Here is a 25,567-nt window from a genome sequence, read left to right on the forward strand (position 1 = left end):
GTGGCTGACACGCCGCCGGGCCGGTCCGGCCTGCCCGGATCCGTCTTTGTCCTGCGGTAGGAAAAAGTTGAACTTCCCTTCTGCACAAGGGCTTTCCGTCCCGGACGAACCCGGATACCGTCCATGAGGTGTACAGGACATAGGTGGTCCCCGGTGTGGCGGCGCACTCCGGATTCCACGGCAGTCAGCCCGGTGCGCGGTGCAGGACGAGCACCGCCCCGAGAGCACGGAACCATGCGCTCCACCCCCAGCCCGCACGGCGATTGAGGGCAGAACACCGCCCCGCCCGTTCGACCGGCCACTCCCGGAGGACATTCGTGCACAGGAAAAGGCTCAGAGCCCGCAAGGCGCTCGCACTCCTCACCGGCAGTCTTCTCGCCGCCACCTCGCTCGCCCTCACCGCGCCGCAGATCGCGGCCGCAGCCGACCCCGAACCGGCCGCTGCCGCAGAGGAATTCCAGCAGGTCACTCTCGCCAAGGGCGGTGAGGAGACCGGTGAGCCGATGTCCCTGGCCGTACTGCCCGACCGCAGCGTGCTGCACACCTCACGCAACGGCGAGCTGCGGATGACCGACAGCGCCGGCAACACCCGCGTCGTCGGCACCATCCCCGTCTACTCGCACGACGAGGAAGGTCTCCAGGGCGTCGGCCTGGACCCCAAGTTCAGCGAGAACCGCTTCATCTATCTCTACTACGCGCCGCCACTGAACACCCCCGCGGGCGACGCCCCCAACACGGGCACACCTGCGGACTTCGCGAAGTTCGACGGCGTCAACCGTCTCTCGCGCTTCGTCCTGAAGGCCGACGGCACCCTCGACAACGCCAGCGAGAAGAAGGTCATCGACATCCCGGCGACCCGCGGCATCTGCTGCCACGTCGGCGGCGACATCGACTTCGACGCGCAGGGAAATCTGTATCTGTCGACCGGTGACGACTCCAACCCCTTCGCCTCCGACGGATACACACCGATCGACGAGACGCCCGGCCGCAACCCCGCCTACGACGCCCGCCGCACCTCCGGCAACACCAACGACCTGCGCGGCAAGCTTCTGCGGATCAAGGTCAACGACGACGCGTCGTACTCCATCCCCGACGGCAACCTCTTCGCGCCAGGGACCGACAAGACCCGGCCCGAGATCTACGCCATGGGTTTCCGCAACCCCTTCCGGTTCAGCGTCGACAAGAAGACCGGCATCGTCTACATCGGTGACTACGGCCCCGACGCGGGAGCGGCCGACCCCAAGCGCGGCCCGGCCGGACAGGTCGAGTTCGCGCGGGTCACGAAGCCGGGCAACTTCGGCTGGCCGTTCTGCACCGGCAAGAACGACCCGTACGTCGACTACGACTTCGCTACCAAGACATCCGGAGCGACCTTCAACTGCGCGGCTCCCAAGAACGAGTCGCCGTACAACACCGGCCTCGTCGATCTGCCGCCCGCGCAGCCGGCCTGGATTCCGTACGACGGCGGTTCCGTGCCCGAGTTCGGCACCGGCTCGGAGTCCCCGATGGGCGGACCCGTCTACCGTTACGACGCCGCCTCGACCTCCCCGGTGAAGTTCCCGGAGGCGTACGACGGCGACTTCTTCGCCGGTGAGTTCGGCCGGCGCTGGATCAAGCGCATCGAACAGGGCGAGGACGGCGCGGTCCAGTCCATCAACCCCGTCCCGTGGACCGGCACCCAGATCATGGACATGGCCTTCGGCCCGGACGGCGCGCTGTACGTACTCGACTACGGCACCGCCTGGTTCGGCGGCGACGAGAACTCCGGGCTCTACCGGATCGAGAACGCCACCGGCGGACGCTCACCGGTCGCCGAGGCCGCCGCGAACAAGACCTCCGGCAAGGCGCCGCTCAAGGTCGCCTTCTCCTCGGCCGGCACCAGCGACGGTGACGGCGACACCCTCACCTACGCCTGGGACTTCGGCGACGGCGGCACATCCACCGAGGCCAACCCCGCGTACACGTACAAGAAGAACGGCACCTACACGGCGACCGTCACCGCCAAGGACCCCAGCGGCCGCACCGGCTCCGCCAGTGTCCATGTGGTCGTCGGCAACACGGCACCCAAGGTGACCCTGGAACTCCCGGCAGAAGGGGCCCTGTTCAGCTTCGGCGACGAGATCCCGTTCAAGGTGACGGTCACCGACCCGGAGGACGGGACGATCGACTGCGCCAAGGTGAAGGTGACCTACATCCTCGGCCATGACAGCCACGGCCACCCCATCACCTCGGCCAACGGCTGCACCGGCACCATCAAGACCTCCGCCGACGGCGGGCACGACGCAGACGCCAATATCTTCGGAGTCTTCGACGCCGAGTACACCGACGGCGGTGGCGGCGGCCAGGCCGCGCTCACCAGCCACGACCAGGCGCAGCTGCAGCCGCGCCACCGGCAGGCCGAGCACTACAACAACTCCTTGGGCATCAAGATCTACGACAAGACGAGCGCCCACGGAGGCAAGACGGTCGGCGACATCAACAACAACGACTGGATCTCCTTCAAGCCGTACAACCTGACCGGGTCCACCAAGCTCACCGCCCGGATCTCCTCCGGCGGCACCGGCGGCTTCCTCGAGGTGCGCACCGGATCGGCGAACGGTCAGATCCTCGGCTCCGCGCCCGTCCCCGTCACCGGCAGCTGGGACACCTTCCAGGACATCGACATACCCCTGCGGGCCGTACCGAAGACGACCACCGAGCTGTTCCTGGTCTTCAAGGGCGGCGACGGAGCCCTCTACGACGTGGACGATTTCGAGCTCTCCAACAGCGCACCGGACCGGACCGCCAAGCGCGTCCTGGTCTTCTCCAGGACCGCCGGCTTCCGCCACGACTCCATCCCGGCCGGTATCGCCGCGCTGAAGGAGCTCGGCAAGTCGAGCAACATAGCGGTCGACGCCACCGAGGAGGCGGCCCAGTTCACCACCAGCAACCTCGCCCGCTACGACGCCGTCGTATTCCTCTCCACCACCGGTGACGTACTGGGCGCCGACCAGCAGAAGGCGTTCGAGAACTACGTCTCCACCGGCGGCGGCTACATGGGCGTCCACGCCGCTGCCGACACCGAGTACGACTGGGCCTTCTACGGCGGGCTCGTCGGCGCCTACTTCGCCTCCCACCCGCAGATCCAGCCCGCCACCGTACGCGTCGAGGACCACACCCATCCGTCGACCGCGCACCTGGACGACGCCTGGGAGCGCACCGACGAGTGGTACAACTACCGCACCAATCCGCGTACGCAGGCCCGTGTGCTGGCAACCCTGGACGAGACCAGCTACCAGGGCGGCACCATGAAGGGCGACCACCCGATCGCCTGGTGCCAGAGCTACCAGGGCGGCCGCGCCTTCTACACCGGCGGCGGCCACACCAAGGAGTCGTACGCCGAACCGGCCTTCCGCACGCACCTGCTCGGCGGACTGCGCTACGCCGCAGGACAGGTCAAGGCCGACTGCAAGCCGAAGACGGGATACCGGCCGATCTTCAACGGCAGGACGCTGGACGGCTGGAAGCAGGCCGGGCCCGGGAAGTTCAATGTCGTCGACGGCGAACTGCGCTCCGAGGGCGGCATGGGCATGCTCTGGTACCAGGCCAAGGAGCTGAAGTCGTACTCGCTGAAGCTCGACTGGAAGATGGCGGGCGACGACAACTCCGGTGTCTTCGTGGGCTTCCCGGCCTCCGACGATCCCTGGTCGGCGGTGAACAACGGGTACGAAGTGCAGATCGACGCCACCGACGCGGCTGATCGGACCACCGGCGCCGTCTACGGCTTCAAGTCCGCCGACCTCAAGGCCCGCGACCGGGTCCTGCGGCCACCCGGCCAGTGGAACAGCTACGAGATCCGGGTTCAGGGTGAACGCCTGCAGATCTTCCTCAACGGCGTGAAGATCAACGACTTCACCAACACCGACCCGGTGCGCAGCCTGAAGGACGGCTACATCGGCATCCAGAACCACGGAGCCGACGATCAGGTGTCCTTCCGCGACATCCAACTCAGGGAGCTGCCCTCCTAGGCGCGTCCCGTCAGACGGCGGCGGGCGGGGAGGCGCCGTACCCCCCGCCCGCCGTCCACCACACCGAATGGCAGGGAGGCAGCCCGTGTCCGCTGAAAGAAGTGGCCGTGTCGGAGTCTGGTTCGTCGGAGCACGAGGTTCCGTCGCCACCACCGCGGTGGCAGGATGCGCGGCGGTCACCGCCGGGCTGCACCCGCCGACCGGGATGGTGACCGAAACCCCGCCCTTCGCCGGCTCCGGGCTGCCCGCCCTGTCGTCGCTCGTCTTCGGCGGACACGACACCGCCCACTGTCCGCTGCCCAAGCGGGCCGAGGAACTGGCCGCGGCGGGCGTGCTGCCGCACGGTCTCGCGGCGGCGGTGCGCGGTGAGCTGACCGCAGCCGACGAGGAGATACGAGCGGGCGGGCCGCAGTCGTCCGGCGACACCAGGACCGACGAGGAACTCATCGACGCCTTCACCGCGGACCTGTCCGACTTCCGGGAGCGGCAGCGGATGGCCCGGGTCGTCGTCGTCAATGTCTCCTCCACCGAACCGCAGCCAGCCCCGGACGCGGTACGGCTGCCGCCCAGCTCCCTGTACGCGGCCGCGGCGCTCCGGGCCGGCTGCCCCTACGTCAACTTCACCCCCTCCACCGGGCTGCGCACCGTGGCCCTCACCGACGCCGTCGCGGCAAGTGGACTTCCCCACGCGGGCCGCGACGGCAAGACAGGCCAGACGCTGCTCCGCTCCGTGCTCGCCCCCATGTTTGTGCAACGCGCTCTGTCCGTACGGGCATGGTCGGGTACGAATCTGCTGGGCGGCGGGGACGGAGCGGCGCTGGCCGACCCGGGCGCGGCGGCCGCGAAGAACGCCGGCAAGGAGCGCGTCCTCTCCGACACGCTGGGCCACACCCCGGAGGGCGAGGTCCATATCGACGACGTACCGGCGCTCGGCGACTGGAAGACCGCGTGGGACCACGTCGCCTTCGACGGGTTCCTGGGCTCGCGGATGATCCTCCAGACCATCTGGCAGGGCTGCGACTCGGCGCTCGCGGCCCCGTTGGTCCTGGATCTGGCGAGGCTGGTGGCCCGCGCCCATGAGGCGGGCATCTCGGGTCCGCTCCCCGAACTGGGCTTCTACTTCAAGGACCCGGACGGCGGCCCGGCGGGCCTTTCCGAACAGTTCGGGGCCCTGCTGACCTTCGCCGACCGGCTGCGGGAGGCCCGGTGACGGGGTTCCTCTCGATGCGCCTCCCGCGCGGGAGGCGCCTCTCGCACGGCGGGTCCGGCGCCATGCGGGCCTGGGCGGAACTGCTGCGCGTCTCCGCGCTGTTCACAGTCCCGGGCGACGCGCTGGCCGGCGCGGCCACCCTCGGCATCCGCCCCAACCGCGGTACGGCGCTCGCGGTGGGAGCCTCGCTGTGCCTCTACGAGGCGGGCATGGCCCTCAACGACTGGGCGGACCGAGAAGAGGACGCGGTGGACCGCCCGCACCGCCCCATCCCCTCGGGCCGCATCACCCCGGCGGCCGCGCTCACGGCGGCCGGCGCGCTGACGGCGGCGGGCCTGGCGCTGGCATCCCGCGCGGGCCGCCCTGCCTTGGCGGTGGCGACAGCGTTGTCAGCGACGGTGTGGTCGTACGACCTGCACTTCAAGCACACAGCCGGCGGACCGGCGGCGATGGCTGCGGCGCGGGGGCTGGACCTGGTGCTGGGGGCGGTAGCGACGGGTACGGTGCCGCGGGGCGCGGGCGGGCACAGTGTCTCCGGCGGGGTGGGGAGCGCCCTGCTGGGCGGGCGTTTGTCGTTGCTTGCGAAGCGCAGGCTGGGCAGGGGCGCAGGAGCAGCCGGCTCGCCCGGCGTGAGCGCGGGTTGGCCACCGCCCGGGGAGGCGCGCCGGCCCGGCGTGCCGGCCGCATGGAGTGCGGCCTCAGGCCCGCCGGGTGCCGGAACGGCAGCCCTGGCCCGGCTGCTTGGCACAGGACCCACAGGCCAGGGCCGGGTGATTGCCGCAGGACCAGAGCGGTTGCCCGACCGTGCTGTATCGCGCCGGACCCGAGTCGGCGCCGAAGCGCGTGGCGCGCGTGGTGCGGCGCTCGTAGCGTTGCCGTCCGCCGCCGTACTCGCGGCGCACACCTACGCCGTCACCGCCGTATCGCGCCACGAGGCGCAGGGCGGCTCAACGGCCGTCCCCCTCGCCGCACTCGCTGCGAACCTGGGGCTCGGCTCCCTCGTGTCCCGCGTCCAGCGAGTCTCAGTACTCGCGCCGCGCAGCGCGCGCGCCGCGCAGCGGGGCCTGCCCCCGCTGCCCATCCCGGCCCCGGGGCCTGGGCGCTTGCCCCCCACGCGGCGGAGCCGCACATCGATACAGCCGGGCAGGGGCGGGTCCGGGGAAAACACCTCGCAGTCACCCCGGCCCCCCGCACCTATGGACCACCTCACCCCCGCCCGCCTGCTGGCCACCGCTCTCGCCGCCACATACATCCGCACCGCCGCAAAACCCCTCCTCCACGCCGCCCTCAACCCCTCCCCGCCGCTCACCCAGCGTGCCGTCGGCGGTGGCATCCGGGCCATGATCCCGCTCCAGGCCGCCCTCGCCGCCCGCACCGGCGCCGGGGCCACCGCCCTCGCGGTCATGGGACTCGTACCGCTCGCCCGCAAGCTCGCACGGAAGGTGAGCCCGACATGAGCCCCGACACCAGCCACACCAACCTGCGCCTCGGCTACGGCACCAACGGTCTCACCGACCTCCGCCTCGACGACGCCCTCGCGCTCCTCGCCGACCTCGGCTACGACGGCGTCGGACTGACCCTCGACCATATGCACCTCGACCCGCTCGCCCCCGCCCTCGCCGCCCGCACCCGCCACGTAGCCAAGAGACTGGGCGAGCTGGGCCTCGGCGTCACCATCGAGACCGGCGCCCGCTATGTCCTCGACCCCCGCCGCAAACACGGGCCTTCGCTCCTCGACCCGGACCCCGACGGCCGCGCCGCCCGCACCGACCTGCTGATCACCGCCGTGCGGGTCGCCGCCGACCTCGGCGCCCACGCCGTGCACTGCTTCAGCGGCATCACCCCTGCGGACACCCTCACCGACACCGCATGGAAGCGGCTCGAAGGGGCTCTCACCCCCGTCCTCGACGCCGCCACCGACGCCGGCATCCCCCTCGCAGTCGAGCCCGAGCCCGGTCACCTCCTCGCCACGCTCGCCGACTTCCACCACCTCCGCGGCCTCCTCGGCGACCCGGAGACCCTCGGGCTCACCCTCGACATCGGCCACTGCCAGTGCCTGGAACCCGACACGCCGGCCGACTGCGTCCGCAATGCCGCGCCCTGGCTGCGGCATGTCCAGATCGAGGACATGCGCCGCGGCGTCCATGAACACCTTCCCTTCGGAGACGGGGAGATCGACTTCCCGCCTGTCCTGGAAGCCCTCGCCGCCACCGGCTACCAAGGCCTCACCGTCGTCGAACTGCCCCGCCACTCCCACGCGGGCCCCGAACTCGCCCGCGAATCAATTGAGTTCCTCCGCTCACCGGTTCCGCCGAAGGGAGTACCGGCATGGTGACGCCGTCCCGCAAGGAACTCGAGGCACAGCTCGACGCACAGCTCGACGGAGCCGCCCGCACCTGGCTCGCCGACGCACTCGCCGAGGCCGCCCGCGCCGCCCGGACGCCACCGGTCGCCCCCTCCCCGTATGCCGCACACACCTGGGAGCTCCGGTTCGCCGCCGCCGGCCGGCACTGCGGCCAGAACCGGGCCGACTCCGTACGCACCCTGCTCCTCATCGAGGCCCGCGCGGACCTGGACACCCTCACCCGCCTCTACCGGCAGGGCACCGCCGCCGAGCGCCGCGCTGTGCTCCTCGCCCTGCACCATCTGGTCGTGGGCCCCGAAGTCCTGCCGCTCGTCGAGGACGCCCTGCGCACCAACGACACCCGGCTCGTGGCCGCGGCCGTCGGCCCGTACGCCGCCGCTCACCTCGATCCGCACTCCTGGCGGCACGCCGTCCTCAAGTGCCTGTTCACCGGCGTGCCCGTCGCCAACGTCGCAGGCCTGCACAGACGCGCCGCAGGCGACGGCGAGCTGGCCAGGATGCTCGCCGACTACGCCGCCGAGCGCACCGCCGCCGGCCGCGACGTGCCCCCCGACCTCAATCGCGTGCTGACCCTGACCGGCGAGCAGTCCGAGGAGTCCTGATGCGCATCTTCGACCCCCACATCCATATGACCTCCCGCACCACCGACGACTACCAGGCGATGTACGCCGCCGGTGTCCGCGCCCTCGTCGAACCGTCCTTCTGGCTCGGCCAGCCCCGCACTTCGCCCGCCAGCTTCTTCGACTACTTCGACGCCCTGCTCGGCTGGGAGCCCTTCCGCGCCGCCCAGTACGGCATAGCCCACCACTGCACGCTCGCCCTCAACCCCAAAGAGGCCAACGACCCCCGCTGCACACCTGTACTCGACGCGCTGCCCCGCTATCTCGTCAAGGACTCCGTCGTCGCCGTCGGTGAGATCGGCTACGACTCCATGACGCCGGCCGAGGACACCGCGCTGGCCGCCCAGCTCCAGCTCGCCGCCGATCACGGACTGCCCGCCCTCGTCCACACCCCGCACCGGGACAAGCTCGCCGGACTGCACCGCACCGTCGACGTCATCCGCGAATCGAACCTGCCCGCGGAACGCGTGCTGCTCGACCACCTCAATGAGACGACCGTAAAGCACGCCACTGACAGCGGCTGCTGGCTCGGCTTCTCCATCTACCCCGACACCAAGATGGACGAGGACCGGATGGTCGCGGTCCTCAAGGCGTACGGAACCGAGAAGGTCCTGGTCAACTCGGCCGCGGACTGGGGCAAGAGCGATCCGCTCAAGACCCGCAAGGTCGGCGACGCGATGCTCGCCGCCGGTTTCACCGAGGACGACGTCGACCAGGTTCTGTGGCGCAACCCCGTCGCCTTCTACGGCCTCAGCGGCCGCCTCCAGCTCGACATTCCGGATCCGGAGTCCCTCCACGAGGGCAACTCCATACTCCGCGGCGGGGAATGAGGAGACAGAGGTATGCGCTTCCGCCATCCCGACGGCGCCACCGTCCACCTCTCCTACTGCACCAACGTCCACCCCGCCGAGACCGTCGACGGCGTACTCGCCCAGCTCCGCGACCACTGCGAGCCGGTACGCAAACGCCTCGGCCGCGACCGCCTCGGCATCGGCCTCTGGCTCGCCAGGGAGGCCGCCCATGCCCTGATCACCGACCCGGCCGCGCTGCGCGGCCTGCGCGCCGAACTCGAACGCCGCGGCCTCGAGGTCGTCACCCTCAACGGCTTCCCGTACGAGGGATTCGGCGCCGAAGAGGTCAAGTACCGCGTCTACAAGCCGGACTGGACCGACCCCGAACGTCTCGCCCACACCACCGACCTGGCCCGTCTCCTCGCCGCCCTGCTTCCCGACGACATCACCGAGGGCACCATCTCCACCCTCCCGCTCGCCTGGCGCACCCCTTTCGACGACACGGCAGCCGGGGCCGCGCACACCGCCCTGACCACTCTCGCCGAACGCCTCGACGCCCTCGAGGAACTCACCGGCAAGTCGATTCGCATCGGCCTGGAGCCCGAGCCCGGCTGCATCGTCGAGACCACCGCGGACGCCATACGTCCCCTCAGCGCGATCGCATCGCACCGCATCGGCATCTGCATCGACACCTGCCATCTCGCCACCTCCTTCGAAGATCCGCAGGCTGCCCTGGCGGCACTCACCGCGGCGGGCATCACCATCCCCAAGGCGCAGCTGTCCGCCGCGCTCCACGCCGAAGCACCACATCTCCCCGAAGTGCGGGCGGCGTTGGCCGCCTTCGCCGAACCCCGCTTTCTGCATCAGACCCGCACCCTTCCCCGAGCTCTCCGAGCAGGGGAGACCTCATCCGCGGGCGGTCTGCGCGGCACCGACGATCTCGACGAAGCCCTCGCCGGCACGGCGCTGCCCGACGACGCCCCCTGGCGTGCCCACTTCCACGTCCCCCTGCACGCCCCGCCCGCCCCGCCCCTCACCTCCACCCTCTCCGTACTCCAGGACACGCTGAACCGGCTCGTCGGCGGCCCTGACCCGCTCACCCGACACCTCGAGGTCGAGACCTACACCTGGCAGGCCCTCCCGCCCGAGCTGCGCACCCGCAACCGCACCCAGCTCGCCGACGGCATCGCCGCCGAACTCACCCTCGCCCGCGACCTGCTGGTCGACCTCGGCCTCAAGGAGCTGCCATGACCGACGTCGCCCACCCCACTCCCACCCCTCTCCTCGTCCTGGACGTCGTCGGCCTCACCCCCCAGCTTCTCGACCACATGCCGCACCTCAAGTCCCTTGCCCAGTCCGGCTCCCAGGCCCCCCTCACCACCGTCCTCCCTGCCGTGACCTGCGCCGCCCAGTCCACCTTCCTCACCGGCGCCCTCCCCGCCGAGCACGGCATCGTCGCCAACGGCTGGTACTTCCGCGACCTCGGCGACGTCCTGCTCTGGCGACAGCACAACGGCCTCGTCTCCGGCGACAAGATCTGGGACGCCGCCCGCCGCGCACACCCCGGCTACACCGTCGCCAACATCTGCTGGTGGTACGCCATGGGCGCGGACACCGACTTCACCGTCACCCCCCGTCCCGTCTACTACGCCGACGGCCGCAAGGAACCCGACTGCTACACCCGGCCCCCCGACCTGCACGACGAACTCACCGAGAAGTTCGGCACCTTCCCCCTGTTCCACTTCTGGGGCCCGGGCGCCGACATCGTCTCCAGCCAGTGGATCGTCGACGCGACCCGCCACATCATGCGCACCCGACACCCCGACCTGACCCTGTGCTACCTCCCGCATCTCGACTACGACCTGCAGCGCTACGGCCCCGACGACCCCCGCTCGTACCAGGCAGCCGCCGACCTCGACGCCGTCGTCGCCCCGCTGCTGGGCGACGCCAGACAGGAAGGCCGCACGGTCGTCGCCCTGTCCGAGTACGGCATCACCCGCGTCAGCCGCCCCGTCGACATCAACCGCGCCCTGCGCCGCGCCGGCCTTCTCGAAGTCCACACCCAGGACGGCATGGAGTACCTCGACCCGATGGCCTCCCGCGCCTTCGCCGTCGCCGACCACCAGCTCGCCCACGTCTACATCCGCCGCCCCGAAGACATCGACGCCACCCGCGCGGCACTCACCGACCTGCCCGGCATCGAGCAACTCCTCGACGACGAGGGCAAGAAGATCCACGGCCTCGACCACCCGCGTTCCGGCGAACTCGTCGCCATCGCGGAGGCCGACGCCTGGTTCACCTACTACTACTGGCTCGACGACGACCGGGCCCCCGACTTCGCCCAGCTCGTCGAGATCCACCGCAAACCCGGCTACGACCCGGTCGAGCTCTTCATGGACCCTCTCGACCCGTACGTACGCCTCAAGGCGGCCAAGGCGATCGCCCGCAAGAAACTCGGCATGCGCTACCGCCTCGCGGTCGTACCCCTGGACCCCGCACCTATTCGCGGCAGCCACGGCCGCCTGCCCACGAGCGACGACGAAGGTCCGCTCATCCTCTGCTCCACCCCCCGCGCTGTCTGCGGCCGCGTCGCGGCCACCGATGTGAAGTCCCTGCTGCTTCAACTCGCTGGACTCCACTCAAGCAGACACCACTGACAATCCGATCCCGGGAGATCCCATGAGCCGCACAAGCAAGGCCAACGACCCCGAACTCGCCCACAAGCTCAGCAGACGCGGCATGCTCGGCGTCGCTGCCGGCGCGACCGCCGCCGCCATCGTCGGCGCCGCTGCGGGCCCGGCCTCGGCAGCCGTGACGAGTGCCGCCGCCCCCGGCAGGGGCCGCCCCGTCCTGCCCCCCGGCCGCCTCGGCACCCAGCTCTACTCCCTGCGCGACAAGGTTTCCAGCCTCGGCTTCGCGAAGGTCTTCGCCGAGCTGGAGCGCTACGGCTACGACGAGATCGAGTACGCCGGCTACAGCCAGGGCACCGGCCCCATCACTCTCGCCCAGCTGAAGCAGCTCGCCCGCGACCACGGGCTGCGCGGCATCGGCAGTCACGTCGGCTACTACTCCAGCGACCCGAACGCCTACACCTTCGCCCAGAACCTCGACAAGGTCCTCGACGACGCCCAGGCGCTCGGCCTGCCGCACATCGGCACCGCATCGGGCCCCTTCCGCTACGGCTCCACCGTCGATGCCTGGAAGCGGGCCGCCGAGGAGTTCAACACCTATGGAGCCGCTGCCAGGAAGCGCGGTCTGAAGTTCTACCAGCACAACCACGCCGAGGAGTTCTCCTTCGCCACCGACCAGCCGAACGTCCGCCTCTACGACGTGCTGCTCGCCGAGACCGACCCCGATCTGGTCTACCTCGAAATGGACATCTACTGGGCGTTCGTGGGTCAGTTCCGCTTCGGCAAGCGCGTGGACGGCACCCCCGCCCCCTTCGACCCTCTGCGCTATGTCCTCAAGCAGCCCCACCGCTACCCGCTTTTCCACGTCAAGGACGGCACGCACGACGAGTCCGCCCGCGACGGCTACCGCATGGTGGACGTCGGGGACGGAGACATCGACTACAAGCGCTTCATCTCCGCGGTGAACAAGACCCACGGCGGCTACCGCGACCACCACTGGCAGACCGAACACGACAACCCGGTCGAGTCCTTCGCGTTCGCCCGTAAGTCGAGTGAGCACCTCCACTCGCTGCGCGAGAAGGGCTGCTGAGGGTTCGTACGGCACCACATCGGGTTCGTACGGCACCACATCGGGTTCGTACGGCACCACATCGGGTTCGTACGGCACCGATTCGGGTCCACGCCGAACCGCATTGGGTCCGCGCGGTACCGCTTCCGGTCCGCGCGGCGCCGATCCCGCGTCGGCGCGGGAATCCTGCTACCGGCCAGTAGAGGGAACGTAAGGTTCCGTCCATCATGGGACGCGAACATGCCAAATGCCCTCCGTTCGTACGGGACGGAGGGCTTCCCCTGAGCTGTTCCGAGACGCAGGAGACCCCCCATGCATGCAGGCAAGTGGAGAATCCGGTCGGTGGCCGCCGCCGCGCTGGCGTTCACCATGGCCGTCCCGGTCGCAGCGGCCGCGGACTCGACCGGGTCGGACCGCCCGGCGACCCCGGCCGCCACCGCCGCCGCGCCGCAGCAGTCCGGCCACGCCAGTACGCTGCTCGCCGACGTCGACTACGGGACCTGGCAGCGTGATGTCGCCGCCGTCGTCGCCGTTGCTCGCCCCTACATCGAGCAGCGCACCACGAACACCTCCGGTGCGAAGCAGGCGATCGTCCTCGACATCGACAACACGTCGCTCGAGACCGACTTCCACCCCTTCTGGGAGTACCCGACACCTGCGGTCAAGCCGGTCCTCGAACTGGCGCGTTACGCGAAGTCCCGCGGTGTGGACATCTTCTTCGTCACCGCCCGCCCCGGCATCATCCACTCGCTCACCGAGTACAACCTGAAGAAGGTCGGGTACCCGGTCGACGGCCTGTACGTACGGGATCTGCCTGACCTCTTCGACGAGGTCAGCGCGTACAAGACGGGCAAGCGGGCCGCGATCGAGGCAAAGGGCTACACGATCATCGCCAACATCGGCAACAACACGACCGATCTCGTGGGCGGCCACGCCGAGAAGACGTTCAAGCTGCCCGACTACAACGGCGACCTGTCGTAGCCGTCGGCACAACCGGGCACAACAGCGGGGGCCGTCACGACCGTTACCGGTCGTGGCGGCCCCCCTCGCCGTAAAGCCTTGTCCCTGCCCGCGGCTCAGACCACGTCCCGGCTGATCGGCCGGGGATTCGGCACGATCTTCCGTGCCGCCGGCCCCGCATGCTGATGGGCCCGCACGATGGTGGAGTCGACCGAGACGTCCCAGTCCCCGGATCTGGTCACAGTGCGCTGCTGCCCGAGCGGGCTCCGACCACCTGTGGACCGGCGCGGAGCCCGGGTGACGGCCTCGGCGAAGGCTGTCACCCGGTAGCGGCGTCCGATCTCAGTGCCCGGGCGGTCGTGGGTGCGCCCACATGAGCACTCTCGTTCCTCGTCCCACCACCACCGAACAGCTCACGCCATTCCGATCACGCTTGAGCGGACGGAGCCGGGAGCGTGGCGAGTTCGCCCAGGACGCGGGCCGCCGGCGCGGGGTCGACCAGCCACTTCAGGTGGCTGCCCTCCAGTGTGCGGACGTCGTACGGGTTGTCAGGCGTCAGCTCGTTGCCCTCGCGGATCAGGCGGTCCTGTATGGCGAGAGGCAGGCTCGTGTCGTCGGCCAGGCGGATGTAGGTCTTGGGGATGCGGCCCCAGGTCGCGGCCTGAGCCCGGTCGGCGGAGCCGCCGACGTCCAGGTTCTCGTCGGGCTGGAAGGTGTTCAGGAAGGTGTGGAACTGCTCGTCGGTGCCGTCGGCGAAGAAGGCCGCCTTGAACGCCGCGAGCGAGTCCGGGTTCGCGGTGCGGAAGTTGACGCGGAGCAGGCCGAGGTCGGCAGGGTTCCCGGCCAGCGCCGAAGCGAAGGCGGCGGGGTCGACCGTGGCCATCTCCGGCTCGGTGTAGTAGTCGTTGATGTCGAGGTGGACCGGGCACCAGGCCGAGACGTAGACGATGCGGTCGATCAGATCCGGGCGTGCGTTGGCCGTGGCCGTGACCGTGACACCGCCCCGGCTGTGGGCGACGAGGATCACGGGGCCGTTCCGCTTGGCCCGTTCGAGGATCCCGATGAGGTGCGCGACGTTGTCGGCGAGTGTGACGCCCTTGATCGAGCCGGGCGCGGTGGCGAGCCCCTCGGGGTCCTGCGGTGACTGATAGGCACGGGTGAAGGTCGCCTGGAACCCGTGGCCTGGCAGGTCGACGGCGACCGAACGGTGCCCGAGGAGGCCGAGTTCGGCCTGGAGGGGCGCGAAGGAGAAGGAGTTCGCGAAGGCTCCGTGCACCAGTACGAACGTCGGTTGCATCTGTGTACTCACTTTCCGGCCGCCGCGGTTCGGCGTCGGCCATGGCGGGCCCTGGCGCGGGCGAGCCGACTCAGGGCCGAGGAACGGGCCCACGTCCGCGGCACACCGTCCCCGCTGCGGGGGACGTCTTCGTGCGTGGAACGCGTCACTCGGCCAAGTGCGGTCAACCGCTGCGCCTGGCGGGCATGGGTGGACATTCGTTTGATGTCCCAAGATTCACATTGTCCAGCGGAAGATCATCCGCACTACTGCCTACACATGGGTCCACCGGATGCCGACCCACCGAAAGCCCGACCCGGCCCGTATCGGGTCGATCCTGGGCATGCCGGCCTCGACCGTGCTCCGGGTTCCGGTCCGCCACGGCCTGAACCGCCTGGCTTCCCCGACCGACCCCCACGGCATCACCGTCGAACGGGTCCTGACCGACAACGGCTTCTGCTCAACCGCACCCTGCTCGACGAATGGGCTTGCCGGCGGCCCTACGTGATCAATCCGATGTTTGACGCAGGACCAGGCAGAGAAAGCCGAAGCTGTCCCGGTACCCGCGCAGCCACTGCGAACGCTGGGCGGTGGCCGTCTCCAGTACCTGTGCGCCAGCCGGATCGGCAGGGTGGTCCAGAGCCCATGAGGCCAGCGAGCCCCAGCAAGCCCACTCGTAGGCGTCCAGCTCACTGCGGGTGCTGACATGGCCGTGGACAGGGGTCCATCCGTCGGCGACGACGCGGTCCACCGTGGTCGCCAGGTCGGCGAGGTCACCGAACATCTCGACGGCCGCCGGCGAAGGGGCGCGGTCCCAGAACGACTCGCCGATCAGAACGCGGCCTCCGGGAGCCAGGTGCTTGCGGGCCGCCGCGAGGGTGGGGAGAAGACCGCCGAAGGCATGCGTGGCGCCGACGCTGATCACCAGGTCGAACGGCTGTGGAGAGCCGAAGTCCGCGGCCTCCTGCTGGTGGAGGACCAGGCGCTCGTCGACTCCGAGTTTGCTCGCTGCCTGGCGGGCCTGCGTCAGGGCGACTTCGGAGACGTCGACACCCTCGGCGTGCAGGTGCGGGCGTGTCGCCAGGGCGCGCAGAAGCCACTCCGCTGTGCCGCATCCGAGGTCGAGCACTCGCTCGTCGCCTCGCGGGAGGCCGCGTTCGAGCAGCCGGCTGACCGAGTCGTCGTCGAGCGGAGATTTTATCGGGTGGTCGGCATGGGCGATCATGGAGATCTGTTCGCGGCTCACCGGCGCGGCGTGCCCCGTGTCGAGGAGCAGCTTCGCGGCCACCGCCGTCCCGTCGGTGCGGATCGTGCCGGCGACGGCCTTCGCCCGTGCTTCCGTCTCGGGGGTCAGGGCCGTCCTCAGTGCGGCTGACAGGGACTCGAAGGTCGGGGTCGGGCCGTCGTGTGCCGCGCCGATGCCCAGGTCGGCCACGCGGGCGGCCCAGTGCGGCTGGTCCACGAACTGGGGCACCACCACCTGGGGTGCACCGGCTCGGGCGGCGGTGGTCGTGGTGCCTGCGCCGCCGTGGTGTACGACGGCCGCGACCCGGCGGAACAGGGACTGGTGGTTGACGTCGCCGACGGCGAAGCAGTCGTCCGACTCGTCCACCAGGCCCAGGTCTGCCCAGCCGCGGGAGACGAGCACGCGGCGGCCCTGCGCGCGGGCCGCCTCGACGGTTGTCCGGGCGATGTCGGTGGCTGTGCTCATGGGCATGCTGCCGAAGCCGACGTACACCGGTGGGGTGCCGGCGTCCAGGAACGTCTCCAGATCGGCGGGCAGGGGGCGTTCGTCGGGCAGGATCCACGCGCCGGTCTGCACGAGGTCGAGGTTCGTCAGTTGCTGCCACGGGCCCAGGACCGGGTCCACCGCCAGCCACGGCCGTTCGGTGAAGACGTGGTCGCGGACGTTGTCCACCGGTGCAAGGCCGATCGCCGCGCGGTGGGCGTTGAGGGGCTGGAGGTAAAGGGCGTTGACCTTCTGGACGTCCAGGTCCCACAGGGCCTGGTTGTCGGTCATGTCGGGCGGAGCCGACGGGCCGGGCCGCGGCGACGGTCGGTAGTGCGCGGAGGGCATCTCGAACGGGTGGAAGCCCGCGTACACGTAGCGGATGCCCAGCTTCTCGGCCACCGAGCGGGCGCCGGCCGGCATCAGACCGCTCGCCACCAGCACGTCACAGTCCTCGGCCGCCTTGCCGACCGTGTCGAAGTGCGCGGCGACCAGCTCGGCCGCGAACGCGGCCGCGTCCGACGGGGGCGCTCCCGTCCGCAGCGCGCGCACGTCCCGCCCGAAGGGCACCAGTTCCGCGCCGACACCGGCCAGCAGTTCGGCGAACTCCTCGTCCGGCGGTGCGCACACGCGTACCTCCGCGCCGAGTTTCCGCAACTGCGCCGCCAGTCCCGCCAGCGGCGCGATGTCGCCGCGCGATCCGTACGCCATCAACAGCACACGCATGTCGTGTTTCTCATTCCTGTGGATGCCGGCCTCGGCCGGCGATGGTGCGGCAGGATCCGGGTCTTCCGGGTCCTGCCTCGGGCCCCTTGGGGCGGGTTCGTGTCGGCCTGTGGTGATCAGCGGGCCCAGGGCAGTTCGCGGGTGCCTTCGGTTCCGGGTACGGAGGCGAGGGCGTCGCAGTGCATCGCGACGTGGGCCTCGGCCCGCTCCGGGGCGTGGATCCGGCGCAGGAGTCCGGCGGGCAGGATGAAGGTCTGGCCGGCCAGGACCTTTTGGGTGTGGCCGTCGCAGGTCACTTCCAGGGCGCCCGCGGTGACCGTCCAGACCTGTTCACGAGTGACGGAGTGCTCGGGGCCGGTTGCCCCGGCGTCCATGCCGACCGTCCAGGTGCTGAGTTCGGTGCTGCCGCGGCTGGGGGCCGCCAGGCCGGTCATGGTGGCGTTCGGGGAGACGGTGACGTTGTCGTTCGACGGGGTGATGACGCGCATACGGGGTGCTCCTCGGTGGCGTTCGGGGACGGGCCGGGACGGGACGGGAGGGAAGGGAAGGGAAGGTAAGGGGCCCGTGGGTGAGGTCAGGTCGCGGGCACGTCGAGCTGGAACTCGCGGGTGCGCCGGTAGGAGCGGAATCCCAGTCGGTGGTTGACGGCCAGCATGTGGACGTTGTCGTCGGCGTTGTCCGTCTCGATCTCGACGACGCCGGGATGCTCGGCGCGCAGACGCCGCACCATGGCGGCCTTGACCCACAGCCCAAGGCCGTGGCCGCGGTGCGCGGGCACGACAGCCGTGTCGTACTGCTGGGCACGCGGCCCGGAGCCCTGGGGGAGCAGGATCTCGGTGTAGCCGGCCATCGTGCCGTCGTCGTGGACTGCCGCGATGGTCAGCAGTGTGTCGCCGCGGTCGGCGATCACCTTGGCCATGGCGCGGACGCGGTCGGCGTCCCACGCCACGCTGCCGTAGTCGAGGTCGCCGACGGGCATGTCGTTCATCGCGTTCTTGGCTGCGGCGAAGGCGTCGGCGAGCTCGTCGGGAACCGTGCCGGTCCAGCGGGCCAGCCGGTAGCCGGGGGACGCGGTATCGGCGATCTGCGGCAGGTCGGCCTCGGGCAGCTCGTCGAGGCGCAGTATGAGGTGATCCAGGGTGAGTGCCCGGCGGAAGCCACACCGTTCACTGAAGGCTTCGCCCGGGCTGTCGGCCGCGGCTGCCGCGATGAGGCTACGCCGGTTCTCGGTGAGGCAGGCCGCCACGACCGCCGACAGCAGGAGGGAGCCGGTTCCCAGACGCCGGTGTGCGGGGTCGACGTGCAGTTCCAGTTCGGACAGGTGCTCCTGGCCCGGGGAGGTGAACACCCGCAGGCCGGCGACTCCGACGGGAACGCCGTCCGCCCCGATGGCCAGCCAGGTCAGCCGGCGGCTGCCCAGAGCGGGCTGGGTGAGCTGGGCGTGGATCTGTCCGGGGTCGGGGGTCGGTACTCCGGGCAGGTCGTGGGCCATCGAGGTCGCGACGACCTGATGCCACGCTGCGGCCTCGGCGACCGAGACGCGCTGGAGCGGAATGACATGTACAGATTCGGACAAGGTGATGGCTTTCGTAGTCGGGTCGGTCGTACTTCGGGATGCCAGGAGGGCGTGCTCGCGTCGGCCGATAGACCGCCAGGGCGGCGGCCAATGAGGCTGCGTCAGGCCGTAGTGCCCGGACTCCAGCGGTCGAGAACGGCGTACGCCGGGATCCACCGGGCGGTGCAGGCGGCGTACGCGGATGCGGGCAGTCGGGCGAGGAGCCTCTCCGCTGTCGGTTCATCGGCGCCGTCCAGCAGCCACGGCAGCAGCAGCGGTGCGTCCTGGTCGATGTGCTGGGCATGGACCCGGCTGAAGTGGCCCCACTGCTCGGCTGTCAGCACCCGTTGGATCAGCGGGAGCGCCGCTTCCTCCTCGTGCGTGAGGTGGCCGGCCAGGCCGCGGGTCAGCGCGTCGGCAAGCTGGCCCAACCGCAGCGAGCCGGCACCGGGGTCGGTCAGCGCGCCGTCGATGGCCTGGATCACCGGGGTGATGGCGGCATGTTCGGCCTCCATCACCTCCAGCAGCGCCAGGTCCTTCGGCCGGCCGGCCAGATTCTGCCGCAGCGACGGCCACAGTGCGTCGTCCTCGGCCGTGTGGTGGGCATGGAGAGCCTTCTTGAACAGCGTCCATCCGGCAGCGGTGGCCAGCACCTGCCGCGGGTCACGGTCCGCGGCGGTGGTGACCCGGTCCAGATGGGCCAGTTCCCGGCGCAGGGCATCATGCATCGCGTACATCACGGTCAGGTCGATGGCGTCGCTCATGGGCAGTTCCAGGACGTTCGGGTGTGCTCACCGACCACAGCGTTGACGTGGCTGAAAGCGAGACACGCCGATAACAGGACGAAGGCGTTGGCGGGGCACCTCATCCCCTCCGACCGTACGAGTGGGGGGTTTTGCACGCGTGACTGCATGCCTCAAACAATCTTGCGGTTCGCGCGTATGATCAAGGAACACTTGTGCGGGGTTCGATAACCGCAGGGTTATCGACGAAGGGCCGGGGGGCCGGTGGAGCTGCGGGACATCGAGATCTTCCTGGTACTGGCCGAGGAGCTGCATTTCGGCCGGACCGCACAGCGGCTGCACGTCTCCCAGGCACGCGTCAGCCAGGCCATCAAGAAACAGGAGCGGCGCATCGGTGCCGAGCTCTTCACCCGCACCAGCCGCAGTGTGCGCCTGACCGAGGTCGGCCGACAGTTCCGCGACGACCTGCAACCGGTCTACGCGGGCCTGCACGAATCCCTGGAGCGGGCCCAGCTGGCGGCCCGCGGCATCACCGCACAGCTCCGCGTCAGCCTGATGCCCTTCAACGTCGCCGATCTGCACCCCTACTGGAAGGCGTTCCGCGCGCGGTACCCGCGCTGGGGACTCCAGATCCGTCAGGCAACCTTCACCGATGTGTTCGGCCAGCTCCGCAGCGGTGCCATGGACGTCCTGGTCGCCTGGCTGCCGGTGGAAGAGCCGGACTTCACCGTCGGGCCGACCCTGTGCACCGACTCCCGGATCCTTGCCGTGGCCGCCGACCACCGGCTCGCGGGACGGGACTCCGTGCCACTGGAGCTGCTCGCTGACTTCCCGCACGGCACTGCCCTCGGCCTGCCGGACTACTGGGAGGACAGCTACCTGCCCTTCCACACCCCACGAGGCCGTACGATCGAGCGCATCATGTCCGCGACCTCGGACACCGCCGATGAGCTGATCAGTCACGTCGGCATGGGCGAGATCATCCACACCTTCCCCGGCCATGTCACCAGGCACTGGGGCATGTCGAACATCCGATGGCTTCCCGTCCCCGACATGGCCACCATGAACTTCGCCCTGGTCTGGCGGACCGAAGCCGAGAATGACCTCATCCGCGCTCTGGCCGACACGGTGCGAGATCTCGGCGTGTTCCGGTTCTGACGAGACGTGCGGCGTGAGGTGGACGTACCTGCACGCCGTGCGCACGCGTGCGCCCGTCGGCTGCTCCCGTCGACCGGAAGCCTGTGAGCCTCGCGGCCGACAAGGCATACAGCAACAGGCCCTGTCGTAACTACCTGCGACAACGGGGCATTCGGCACACGATCCCAGAGAAGACCGACAGTCGGGCCGCCCGCCTGCGCAAGGACTCACGCGGCGGACGGCCACCCGGCTTTGACGAAGAGCGCTACAAGAAACGCAACACCGTCGAACGGGCGATCAACGGCTCAAGCAGCACCGGGCCGTGGCTACCTACCCGATACGACAAACGCGGCTACGTCTTCCTCGGCACCGCGACAGCAGCATCCGTAGTCATCTGGCTCCGAACTTGATTGCCTGGACAAGTCCTAGCCGATGAGGGTCTCCTTCGGGCGGACCACGCAGAACTCGTTCCCCTCCGGATCGGCCAGCACGGTCCACGACTCGTTGCCGCTCTGCCCGACGTCCGCCCGATGGGCGCCGAGTGCGAGGATGCGCTCGATCTCGGCCTCCCGGACCTCCGCGGCGCACGTCAGATCGAGGTGCAGGCGGTTCTTGACGATCTTACGGTCCGTCACCGGCATGAAGCAGATGCCCACCGGCGCGGTCTCGTCCGGCCCGATCACGACCTCCCGCTCCCGCTCGGACAGGATCCGCCAGCCCAACACCTCGGCCCAGAACCGGGCCAGGGCGGGCAGGTCGTGGGCGTCGATGACGATGTGATGCAGCGAGACAGGCATGTCCGCCAGTGTGCCTGGTGATCGCCCGGACAAGTCCCGGTTGGAGTTGGTCGGCGTGAATCTCGATACCGTACGCACCTTCGTAGCCGTTGCGGATGCGGGTCAGCTCCAGCAAGCCGCCACCGACCTGTCGATCACCCAGCAGGCCGTCTCCAAGCGCATCACAGCTCTGGAGGGGGACCTCGGTGTGCGGCTGTTCACCCGCACCGTTCGGGGGGCCCGGCTCACCATCGACGGGCAGGCGTTCCAGGCTGGCGAAGCCGGTGTCCGCCAATGGCGCTCCGGCTGACCATGCCCCTCGTCTACGGCTCGACGGCAACAACGCCGCCCGCGGACGCGCCATCCTCGACGACCGAGCCCACCCCTGGTCCGGCCCCAACTGCCCCGGCCTCCCGGCCTGATCAGCCCGGGCCACTCCAACGCCGGCATCATCCCCGCCGACATCGCCGCCAAGTCCGGCCGCATCGGACTCGTCTCCAAGTCCGGCACGCTCACGTATCAACTCATGTACGAGCTGCGAGAGACAGGCTTCTCGTCCGCGGTCGGCATCGGAGGCGACCCCGTCATCGGCACCAGCCACATCGACTGCCTCGTCGCCTTCGAGCAGGACCCGGACACCGAGCTCACGGTGCTCAGCGGGGAGATCGGAGGTGACGCCGAGAAGCGCGCCGCTGCGTACATCGCCGACCACATCACCAAGCCCGTCGTCGGCTGCATCGCGGGCTTCACCGCCCCGGAGGGCAAGACGATGGGCCATACCGGCGCCATCGTCTCGGGCTCCGGCACCGCACAGGCCAAGAAACTGGCCCTCGAAGCGGCAGGCGTACGGGTCGGCTCGACGCCCACCGAGGCTGCGAGGCTCGTCCACGACCGGCTCGCGACGTCACGCGACATCACGTGACGTCACCCACAATTGACACCGCGTGCGCTGCCATGCCGGCCCACGCTCACTACCGTCCAGTACGAGACATGAGCCATTGCACCTCCCGCCCCGACTGTGCACCGAGAGCGGAGACCTTCTCATGGCACCCACCCTCACCCTCAAGCCCGGCACCGCATGGGCCGACGCCTGGCAGCGCTGCCAGGCCGTCGCCCCCGAGTCCTTCCGTGACGACCGCGTACTGAACCTCTGGGCCGCCCAGTGGCAGGCCGACGGCCGCGCCCTGCCCGCCACCAGCCCGGTCGACGGCAGCCCCATCGCGGGACCGCCGCGCCTGGACGCGGCAACCGCACGGCAGGCGGTACGCGCCTCGCTCGACCAGCACCGGGCCTGGCGCCACGTTCCTCTGAGCGAGCGCAGGGCCCGCGTCGCCGCCGCCCTCGACTCCCTCACCGAACACCGCGAACTGCTCGCCCTGCTCCTGGTCTGGGAGATCGGCAAGCCGTGGCGGCTCGCCCAGGCCGACGTCGACCGTGCGATCGACGGAGTCCGCTGGTACGTCGACGGTGCCGAGTCCATGCTCGAAGGCCGTACGCCTCTGCCCGGCCCGGTCTCCAACATCGCCAGCTGGAACTACCCGATGTCCGTCCTGGTCCACGCGATGCTCGCGCAGGCCCTGGCCGGGAACGCGGTGATCGCGAAGACCCCGACCGACGGCGGTGTCGCCTGCCTCACCCTGGCCTCCGCTCTCGCCGCCCGTGAAGGCATCCCGATCACCCTGGTCAGCGGCAGCGGCGGGGAGCTCTCCGAGGCCCTGGTCCGCTCCCCGGAGATCGGCTGCGTCTCCTTCGTCGGCGGCCGCGACACCGGAGCCCGTATCGCCACCGCCGTGGCCGACCTCGGCAAGCGCCACATCCTGGAACAGGAGGGCCTGAACACCTGGGGCATCTGGAACCACAGCGACTGGGACGCACTCACCGCGATGATCCCCAAGCTCTTCGACTACGGCAAACAGCGGTGCACGGCGTATCCGCGCTTCGTGGTCCAGCGCGAGCTGTTCGCCGACTTCCTGGCTGCCTACCTGCCCGCCGTACGCTCCATCCGTACGGGCCATCCGCTGGCGGTCGAGCACCCGGACGACTCGCTGCCCACCCTGGACTTCGGCCCCCTGATCAACGCGGCGAAGGCCAAGGAACTGGGTGACCAGGTCGCCGAGGCGATCGACCGCGGGGCCGTCCCGCTCCACCGGGGCACCCTGGCGGAAGGCCGTTTCCTGCCCGGCCAGGACACATCCGCCTACCTCCCGCCGGTCACGCTCCTGGGCCCGCCGCCGTCCTCGCCACTGCACCACGCGGAACCGTTCGGCCCGGTCGACACGATCGTCCTGGTCGACACGGAGGCGGAGCTGCTCGCCGCGATGAACGCCTCCAACGGCGCGCTGGTCGCGACGCTGTCGACCGACGACCCGGCGACGTACGAGCGACTGGCCCCGCAGATCCGCGCGTTCAAGGTCGGCCACGGAAAGCCGCGCTCACGCGGTGACCGCGACGAGCTGTTCGGCGGCTTCGGGGCGTCCTGGCGGGGCGCCTTCGTCGGCGGCGCGCTCCTGATCCGGGCCGTGACCGACGGCCCGGCGGGTGAGCGTCTGCCGGGCAACTTCCCCGACTACCACCTGATGGCGTGACCGCCTAGCCGATGCCCTGGCGGTCGGGCTCCAGCGCGAACGCGCGCTCGGCCGCCTCAGGCACCGTGCGCTCCACGGCCTGAGCCAGGAGTGTGCGGTGCCTGAGCAGCGGCTCTCTCCGCTCCTCCGGCGCGAGCAGCAGGAGATCGTCGATCCCGGCCACCAGCCGCCGGGTCACCTGCGGTTGCCCCGGCGCGTACAGCCGCACCTCCGTCAGCCCCAGATCCACCAGATCGGTCCACCCGGGTACGTCCTGCACCAGACGCACCTCGCCCTGCCGGTCCCGGTGCTGCACCACCCCGAGCGGCATCCTCACCACCGCCGCCAGAAACTGCACGATCCGGTCCAGACACTGAACGGCGGTCGTCGGATCGTTCACGGCGGGCGACAGCGCGCGCAGCGCGATGTCCGACAGCTGCCGCAGCCCGAACCCGAGATCCTGGTGAAAGGAGCGTTCCACCCCCACGGACACCGTGTACCTCAAGGCCCGCCGCGACGGCCGACCCTCCCCGTGCACAGCCAGCACCGGCGTCCCGGGCACCACGTAGTCCCCGATCCGCGGAATCAGCCGCAGCACGACACCGTGCCGCCTGGCCGCCCGTACCAACCGCGCGACATTCACATCCAGCAGCACACCGGCCCGCCCGTGATGCGCGACCCACGCCGTCTCGGCAGGGAGCGGCGCCGGCTCCTGGCCACCTGCCGGCTGCCTGCCCAGCATCTGGAAGGACTCCCGGGCGATGTGGTCGACGACCGGCCCGACCTGCATCAGCCGCAGCATGGCGCTCACGTAGACGATGAACAGCAGCAGACTCAGCCCGACCAACACCATGGTCAGCAGACTCTGCACCAGCGGCACCGAGGTGACCTGCTTGGGATCGGTCTCGCTCTCGTACGAGGTCAGCACCAGCAGCGAGAAGAGAAAGGTCGCCAGGAACACCGTCAGCGTCAGCTTGCTGATCCGGCTCCTGACGAAGATCCGCACCACCCGCGGGGTGAGCTGGCCACTCGCCATCTGCACGGCGACCAGCGAGATGCTGAAGACGACACCGATGAAGGTCATCATCGCGGCGCTGACCGTCGTCACGATGGTCTTGGTGTCGTTGGCGATCGCGATGAGATCGCTGATCGCTTTGTATGCCTGCTCCCGCTGCAGATACGCGATGATCTCCGCATCCAGCGCGGAGGCCCCCCACCACAGTGCGAAGGCGCACAGCAGCCCGGCGGTGGGCGCGAACCAGAAGGTGTCCCGCAGATGCTCGCGCAGCAGCGAGAGCGCGCGGGGCGGTCGATAACGGCGATCACTCACGCACGCGAAGGTATGTCCTGCACTGTGCGTATGCGTGCCGCAACAGACCGTGAGCTGGGCGCCGAGTGGTCGTCGAGAT

Annotated in this window: 21 protein-coding genes and 3 pseudogenes; 16 read left to right on the plus strand and 8 right to left on the minus strand. The window is 70.0% G+C overall.

From position 1 onward, the window contains the following. The first annotated feature begins 317 nt into the window (after nucleotides 1–317). The 10 genes from ACFWDI_RS31045 (at nucleotide 318) to ACFWDI_RS31090 (ending at nucleotide 13,673) form a co-directional block, all read left to right on the plus strand. Complete coding sequence (locus ACFWDI_RS31045; RefSeq protein ID WP_385309075.1) at nucleotides 318–4,007, plus strand: ThuA domain-containing protein; 3,690 nt, start codon at nucleotides 318–320, stop codon at nucleotides 4,005–4,007. A gap of 67 nt (nucleotides 4,008–4,074) precedes the next feature. Continuing rightward, nucleotides 4,075–5,217, plus strand: a complete 1,143-nt coding sequence (locus ACFWDI_RS31050; RefSeq protein ID WP_385309077.1) for an inositol-3-phosphate synthase — start codon at nucleotides 4,075–4,077, stop codon at nucleotides 5,215–5,217. Nucleotides 5,218–5,279: 62 nt separating this feature from the next. Further along, nucleotides 5,280–6,674 (plus strand): UbiA family prenyltransferase, encoded by a 1,395-nt coding sequence (locus ACFWDI_RS31055; RefSeq protein WP_385309131.1) that lies wholly within the window; start codon nucleotides 5,280–5,282, stop codon nucleotides 6,672–6,674. Beyond that, on the plus strand, nucleotides 6,671–7,552 hold the full coding sequence (locus ACFWDI_RS31060; RefSeq protein ID WP_385309079.1) for a sugar phosphate isomerase/epimerase family protein: 882 nt from the start codon (nucleotides 6,671–6,673) through the stop codon (nucleotides 7,550–7,552). The genes ACFWDI_RS31055 and ACFWDI_RS31060 overlap by 4 nt, the downstream gene beginning before the upstream one ends. Next, complete coding sequence (locus tag ACFWDI_RS31065) at nucleotides 7,546–8,184, plus strand: EboA domain-containing protein (RefSeq protein WP_385309081.1); 639 nt, start codon at nucleotides 7,546–7,548, stop codon at nucleotides 8,182–8,184. Before ACFWDI_RS31060 ends, ACFWDI_RS31065 begins: the two co-directional genes overlap by 7 nt. Then, on the plus strand, nucleotides 8,184–9,032 hold the full coding sequence (locus ACFWDI_RS31070) for a TatD family hydrolase (RefSeq protein ID WP_385309083.1): 849 nt from the start codon (nucleotides 8,184–8,186) through the stop codon (nucleotides 9,030–9,032). Before ACFWDI_RS31065 ends, ACFWDI_RS31070 begins: the two co-directional genes overlap by 1 nt. A gap of 12 nt (nucleotides 9,033–9,044) precedes the next feature. Continuing rightward, nucleotides 9,045–10,244, plus strand: a complete 1,200-nt coding sequence (gene eboE, locus ACFWDI_RS31075) for a metabolite traffic protein EboE (protein WP_385309085.1) — start codon at nucleotides 9,045–9,047, stop codon at nucleotides 10,242–10,244. After that, complete coding sequence (locus tag ACFWDI_RS31080; protein ID WP_385309087.1) at nucleotides 10,241–11,650, plus strand: alkaline phosphatase family protein; 1,410 nt, start codon at nucleotides 10,241–10,243, stop codon at nucleotides 11,648–11,650. Before eboE ends, ACFWDI_RS31080 begins: the two co-directional genes overlap by 4 nt. 22 nt (nucleotides 11,651–11,672) lie before the next feature. Beyond that, entirely contained in the window at nucleotides 11,673–12,713 is a 1,041-nt protein-coding gene (locus ACFWDI_RS31085; RefSeq protein WP_385309088.1) for a sugar phosphate isomerase/epimerase family protein, read from the plus strand. A 291-nt stretch (nucleotides 12,714–13,004) separates the two neighbouring features. Further along, entirely contained in the window at nucleotides 13,005–13,673 is a 669-nt protein-coding gene (locus ACFWDI_RS31090) for an HAD family acid phosphatase (RefSeq protein ID WP_385309090.1), read from the plus strand. Nucleotides 13,674–14,079: 406 nt separating this feature from the next. Here the strand turns inward: ACFWDI_RS31090 and ACFWDI_RS31095 are convergent, their stop codons facing one another. Beyond that, complete coding sequence (locus tag ACFWDI_RS31095; protein ID WP_385309092.1) at nucleotides 14,080–14,949, minus strand: alpha/beta fold hydrolase; 870 nt, start codon at nucleotides 14,947–14,949, stop codon at nucleotides 14,080–14,082. A 271-nt stretch (nucleotides 14,950–15,220) separates the two neighbouring features. Between ACFWDI_RS31095 and ACFWDI_RS31100 the strand changes: the two genes are divergently transcribed. After that, nucleotides 15,221–15,436, plus strand: a complete 216-nt coding sequence (locus ACFWDI_RS31100; RefSeq protein ID WP_385309094.1) for a hypothetical protein — start codon at nucleotides 15,221–15,223, stop codon at nucleotides 15,434–15,436. Here ACFWDI_RS31100 and ACFWDI_RS31105 read toward each other — a convergent pair whose 3' ends face one another. The 5 genes and pseudogenes from ACFWDI_RS31105 to ACFWDI_RS31125 form a co-directional block, all read right to left on the minus strand. Further along, nucleotides 15,437–16,174 (minus strand): SAM-dependent methyltransferase, encoded by a 738-nt coding sequence (locus ACFWDI_RS31105; protein ID WP_385309132.1) that lies wholly within the window; start codon nucleotides 16,172–16,174, stop codon nucleotides 15,437–15,439. 18 nt (nucleotides 16,175–16,192) lie between these two features. Then, a pseudogene (locus tag ACFWDI_RS31110) lies at nucleotides 16,193–17,383 on the minus strand (glycosyltransferase); the annotation flags it as partial. Between the two features lie 116 nt (nucleotides 17,384–17,499). Next, nucleotides 17,500–17,871, minus strand: coding sequence for a cupin domain-containing protein (locus ACFWDI_RS31115; protein WP_385309096.1), 372 nt, complete (start codon nucleotides 17,869–17,871; stop codon nucleotides 17,500–17,502). Nucleotides 17,872–17,957: 86 nt separating this feature from the next. Further along, nucleotides 17,958–18,959, minus strand: a complete 1,002-nt coding sequence (locus ACFWDI_RS31120) for a GNAT family N-acetyltransferase (RefSeq protein ID WP_385309098.1) — start codon at nucleotides 18,957–18,959, stop codon at nucleotides 17,958–17,960. 101 nt (nucleotides 18,960–19,060) lie between these two features. Further along, the gene (locus ACFWDI_RS31125) at nucleotides 19,061–19,702 is read right to left on the minus strand and encodes a hemerythrin domain-containing protein (RefSeq protein ID WP_385309100.1); all 642 of its coding nucleotides are present in this window, start codon (nucleotides 19,700–19,702) and stop codon (nucleotides 19,061–19,063) included. A 243-nt stretch (nucleotides 19,703–19,945) separates the two neighbouring features. Between ACFWDI_RS31125 and ACFWDI_RS31130 the strand changes: the two genes are divergently transcribed. Beyond that, the gene (locus ACFWDI_RS31130) at nucleotides 19,946–20,839 is read left to right on the plus strand and encodes a LysR substrate-binding domain-containing protein (RefSeq protein WP_385309101.1); all 894 of its coding nucleotides are present in this window, start codon (nucleotides 19,946–19,948) and stop codon (nucleotides 20,837–20,839) included. Between the two features lie 83 nt (nucleotides 20,840–20,922). Further along, nucleotides 20,923–21,228 (plus strand): hypothetical protein, encoded by a 306-nt coding sequence (locus ACFWDI_RS31135; protein ID WP_385309103.1) that lies wholly within the window; start codon nucleotides 20,923–20,925, stop codon nucleotides 21,226–21,228. A gap of 15 nt (nucleotides 21,229–21,243) precedes the next feature. Here ACFWDI_RS31135 and ACFWDI_RS31140 read toward each other — a convergent pair whose 3' ends face one another. Then, a complete protein-coding gene (locus ACFWDI_RS31140; protein ID WP_385309105.1) occupies nucleotides 21,244–21,615 on the minus strand; it encodes a VOC family protein in 372 nt (123 codons plus the stop codon). Between the two features lie 55 nt (nucleotides 21,616–21,670). Here ACFWDI_RS31140 and ACFWDI_RS31145 point away from each other — a divergent pair. The 3 genes and pseudogenes from ACFWDI_RS31145 to ACFWDI_RS31155 form a co-directional block, all read left to right on the plus strand. Further along, nucleotides 21,671–21,862, plus strand: a pseudogene (locus ACFWDI_RS31145) (LysR family transcriptional regulator); the annotation flags it as partial. 135 nt (nucleotides 21,863–21,997) lie between these two features. After that, nucleotides 21,998–22,516: pseudogene (locus tag ACFWDI_RS31150) on the plus strand (succinate--CoA ligase subunit alpha); the annotation flags it as partial. A 121-nt stretch (nucleotides 22,517–22,637) separates the two neighbouring features. After that, on the plus strand, nucleotides 22,638–24,179 hold the full coding sequence (locus ACFWDI_RS31155; RefSeq protein WP_385309107.1) for an aldehyde dehydrogenase family protein: 1,542 nt from the start codon (nucleotides 22,638–22,640) through the stop codon (nucleotides 24,177–24,179). A 4-nt stretch (nucleotides 24,180–24,183) separates the two neighbouring features. Here ACFWDI_RS31155 and ACFWDI_RS31160 read toward each other — a convergent pair whose 3' ends face one another. Then, on the minus strand, nucleotides 24,184–25,488 hold the full coding sequence (locus tag ACFWDI_RS31160) for a DUF2254 domain-containing protein (protein ID WP_385309109.1): 1,305 nt from the start codon (nucleotides 25,486–25,488) through the stop codon (nucleotides 24,184–24,186). Nucleotides 25,489–25,567: the final 79 nt, after the last annotated feature.

The sequence above is a fragment of the Streptomyces sp. NPDC060064 genome (assembly GCF_042736455.1).
Taxonomy (GTDB): domain Bacteria; phylum Actinomycetota; class Actinomycetes; order Streptomycetales; family Streptomycetaceae; genus Streptomyces.